The 4,139-nt window shown below is 39.7% G+C and carries 3 protein-coding genes; all 3 read left to right on the forward strand.

The annotated features are described in order from the left end of the window. Positions 1 to 456: 456 nt before the first annotated feature. The 3 genes from QZZ35_RS09660 to QZZ35_RS09670 all read left to right on the forward strand — a co-directional run bounded on the left by QZZ35_RS09660 (position 457) and on the right by QZZ35_RS09670 (position 4,040). Complete coding sequence (locus QZZ35_RS09660) at positions 457 to 1,299, forward strand: 3-hydroxybutyryl-CoA dehydrogenase (protein WP_291237208.1); 843 nt, start codon at positions 457 to 459, stop codon at positions 1,297 to 1,299. Between the two features lie 139 nt (positions 1,300 to 1,438). Next, a complete protein-coding gene (locus QZZ35_RS09665) occupies positions 1,439 to 2,632 on the forward strand; it encodes a cation:proton antiporter (protein ID WP_291237209.1) in 1,194 nt (397 codons plus the stop codon). 112 nt (positions 2,633 to 2,744) lie between these two features. Next, complete coding sequence (locus tag QZZ35_RS09670; RefSeq protein WP_291237210.1) at positions 2,745 to 4,040, forward strand: adenylosuccinate synthase; 1,296 nt, start codon at positions 2,745 to 2,747, stop codon at positions 4,038 to 4,040. Positions 4,041 to 4,139: the final 99 nt, after the last annotated feature.

A 4,139-nucleotide genomic window follows, 5' to 3' on the forward strand; every position in this document is an offset into this window, starting at 1 on the left:
AAAATTGTTGAAATTAGTGCAAAAAATAGTAAAAAAATGCGTTAAATAACTTTACTTCTCGAAGAATATGAGGTAAAATGAAGATAGCGGCAAACAAGAAAGCAGAAGGAAGTTAAAAATATATCAACTGTCAGATATAAAAACAGTGTTTGCTATATGGTAAAGATACAAGAAGGTATTCTATGGGGTGTATTAATGAATATAAGATGTCGATTACCGTACAAACACATCAGGACAAGGATTTGATATCAGACAGAATGATCTGCCGGAATGCAAGATAGTAATGACCGTGATATTTACAGCACTGAAACACAGATTCTGTGCTTTCAGAGCTGGCTTTGTACAAGTAAACAATATTAATGATACCTGAGTTATATGAGGAAATCATCAGGTATCGTGGGGGCAAAACCTTTTGACCTCAACAACATTATTAATACATTCATCAGGAGGAAGGGTATGAAAAAGATTTTTATTGTAGGTGCAGGACAGATGGGACTTGATATCGGACAGGTTATGGCTAAAAAAGGCTATGAAGTTGTATTTAACGACATGTCCGAAGAAATTTTAGCAACTCAGGTTGGAAAACTTGAAAAGAGTCTTGACAAGATGGTTTCTAAAGGAAAGATGACAGAAGAAGCAAAAGCTGATATTATGGCTAAAGTTTCCACATCCGTTTCTTTAGACGCTGCTGCTGATGCAGATCTTGTTATTGAAGCAATCGTAGAAAACGTTGCAATCAAAAAAGATTTATTTGCAAAACTGGATGCAATCTGCAAACCAGAAACAATTTTAGCAACAAACACATCCTCTATTTCTATTACAGAAATTGCTTCTGCTACAAAACGTCAGGATAAAGTTATCGGTATGCATTTCTTCAATCCTGCAACTGTAATGAAATTAGTAGAAGTTATCAACGGATTAAACACATCCAAAGAAACATTTGATGTTGTTTACGAACTTTCCAAAGAGATCGGCAAAGATCCTGTAGAAGTTAAAGAAGGACCTGGTTTCGTAGTTAACCGTATCCTTATCCCTATGATCAACGAAGCTTGTATCGTTCTTGAAGAAGGACTTGCTTCCGCAGAAGATATTGATAAATCTATGAAACTTGGATGTAACCATCCAATGGGACCTTTAGCACTTGGTGATTTAATTGGTCTTGATACATGCTTACATATCATGGATACATTCTATGCTGAAACATGTGATTCCAAATATCGTGCATCTCGTCTTATGAGACAGATGGTTCGTGGTGGAAAACTCGGAAGAAAATCCGGAGAAGGTTTCTTCAAATATTAATAACCATCCAACGAAGGATTTTTACTAAAACGATAATAAAAATGATGAATGGCGGCAGGGTTTATACTCTGCCGCTATCTTTGACTGGTGATTCTCAGACAGAGAGCATCAGTTTTTCTGCGTTTACAGGAGGATTTTTATGCTGAATTCACTTGCATTGATTTTTCTTGCGGGCTTAAGTCTTGCTGCAATTTGCCAGAGAATAAAATTACCGAGAATTATAGGCATGCTTATGACAGGTATTATACTTGGGCCCTTTGTGCTGAATCTGTTGGATCCGTCTATTCTGGGTATTTCATCCGATCTGCGCCAGATGGCACTGGTCATTATTCTTATTAAAGCCGGTCTTTCATTAAATATAAGTGATTTAAAGAAGGTGGGCCGTCCGGCAATACTTATGTCATTTTTGCCGGCGGTATTTGAAATTCTTGCCTTTGTTTTTCTGGCACCGACAATACTTAAAGTGACCAGAATTGAGGCTTTGATCATAGGTGCCGTACTTGGAGCTGTATCGCCTGCGGTTGTTGTGCCGAGAATGGTACAGCTTATGGAAGAAAAATATGGAACAAATAAAAGTATACCGCAGATGATTCTGGCAGGGGCATCACTGGATGATGTGTTTGTCATTGTGCTTTTTACAACATTTATCGGCATGGCACAGGGTGAAAGTGCCAGTGTCATGGATTTTATAAATATACCGGTCTCCATTATTTCAGGTATCCTCATCGGTGCAGCTGCCGGATTTTTTCTCGCCTGGTTTTTTGAAACAAATTATTCTCATAAGAACCTTGTGCGCAACAGTATGAAGGTAATTATTGTGCTTGGAACGTCATTTTTGCTTCTTGCAGTGGAGGAGTGGCTTGAGAACATACTTCCGGTTTCCGGACTGCTTGCAATCATGAGTATGGCGATGGTTCTTGCCATGCGAAGTGTTCCGGAAGTGACAAAAAGACTTCAGGAAAAGTATGGAAAATTATGGATCGCTGCGGAAGTCATTTTGTTTGTACTTGTAGGTGCGGCTGTAGATATCCGGTATACGCTTGAGGCCGGGGCGGGAGCTGTGCTTATGATTTTTATCGGTCTTATATGCCGTTCGATTGGTACATGGCTGTGTATGGTCGGCACCAATTTAAACAAAAAAGAAAAACTTTACTGTGTTATTGCCTATCTTCCAAAGGCCACTGTACAGGCTGCGATTGGTTCTGTTCCGCTTTCTCTCGGATTGTCCTGCGGTAATATCGTATTGTCCGTTGCCGTCCTTTCTATATTGATTACAGCACCCCTTGGTGCTATTGGGATGGATTTGAGTTATAAAAAATTACTGACAAAATGATGAAAAGCCGAAAGAATTTTTTCTTTACATTTTTACTCTGTTGGAATAAAATGAAAGGGTATGTAAAGTACTATAGAACCATTACGAATATTTAAGGAGCTGAGAAAGAATTATGGTTAAAGCAATTGTTGGAGCAAACTGGGGAGATGAAGGTAAAGGAAAGATTACAGATATGCTTGCAGAGGAATCGGATATCATCGTAAGATTCCAGGGGGGAAGCAATGCAGGTCATACGATCATCAATGATTATGGTAAGTTTGCACTGCACATTCTTCCATCAGGTGTTTTTTACGATCATACAACAAGTATTATCGGTAATGGGGTAGCATTGAATATCCGAAATTTAATTGACGAAATTGACGCACTTGTAAAACAGGGTGTTCCGCAGCCGAAGATACTTGTATCTGACAGAGCACAGATCTTAATGCCTTATCATATCCTGTTTGATCAGTATGAAGAAGAACGTCTGGGCGGAAAGTCCTTCGGTTCTACGAAATCCGGTATTGCACCATTTTATTCTGATAAATATGCTAAGATCGGTTTCCAGGTGAATGAACTTTTTGGGGATGAAGCGGAATTAAAAGAAAAAGTTTACCGTGTTCTGGAAACAAAGAACGTCCTCGTAGAGCATTTATATCACAAAGCTCCGATTGATCCGGAAGAGATTTTCAACGAACTTCTTGAATACAGAGAGATGATTCGTCCATTTGTATGTGATGTGTCTGTGTATCTTCATGATGCCATCCGTGATGGAAAGAAGATTCTTCTTGAGGGTCAGTTAGGATCATTAAAAGATACAGATTTTGGTATCTATCCGATGGTAACATCCTCTTCAACACTGGCTTCCTACGGTGCGATCGGTGCAGGAATCCCATGTTATGAGATTAAAGATATTGTCACAGTTGTTAAAGCTTATTCCAGTGCTGTAGGTGCGGGTGAGTTTGTTTCCGAAATTTTTGGAGATGAAGCAGATGAACTTCGTCGCCGCGGAGGCGATGGCGGTGAATTCGGTGCAACAACAGGACGTCCGAGACGTATGGGATGGTTTGATGCGGTTGCTTCCAGATACGGCTGCCGTATTCAGGGTGCTACAGAAGTGGCATTAACCGTATTGGATGTTCTTGGTTATCTTGATGAACTTCCAATCTGCGTTGGATATGAGATTGACGGTCAGGTGACACGTGATTTCCCGACAACATCTCAGCTTAAGAAAGCAAAACCAGTCTATAAAGTACTTCCGGGATGGAAGACGGAGATTCGTGGAATTAAAAAATACGAAGATCTGCCGGAAGCATGCCGCAATTACATTGAATTTATTGAGAAAGAACTGGAAGTACCGATTACAATGGTTTCCAACGGTCCGGGCCGCCACGAGATCATTTATCGCGAAAGCAGCTTATGTAAATAACATCACAATATATAAGGGCACTATAAGGATTAAAACTTATAGTGCCCTTTTTTGGCGGGTGTCAGGGAGCCTTCCTTTTTTATCCATTAGATATTTCGT

This window comes from Frisingicoccus sp., from assembly GCA_016298055.1.
Taxonomy (GTDB): Bacteria; Bacillota; Clostridia; order Lachnospirales; family Lachnospiraceae; genus Frisingicoccus.

Bases quoted from the DNA above. Each gene is read 5' to 3' on its own strand.
- QZZ35_RS09660 (WP_291237208.1), top strand. From the start codon at position 457: ATGAAAAAGATTTTTATTGTAGGTGCAGGACAGATGGGACTTGATATC.
- QZZ35_RS09665 (WP_291237209.1), top strand. From the start codon at position 1,439: ATGCTGAATTCACTTGCATTGATTTTTCTTGCGGGCTTAAGTCTTGCT.
- QZZ35_RS09670 (WP_291237210.1), top strand. From the start codon at position 2,745: ATGGTTAAAGCAATTGTTGGAGCAAACTGGGGAGATGAAGGTAAAGGA.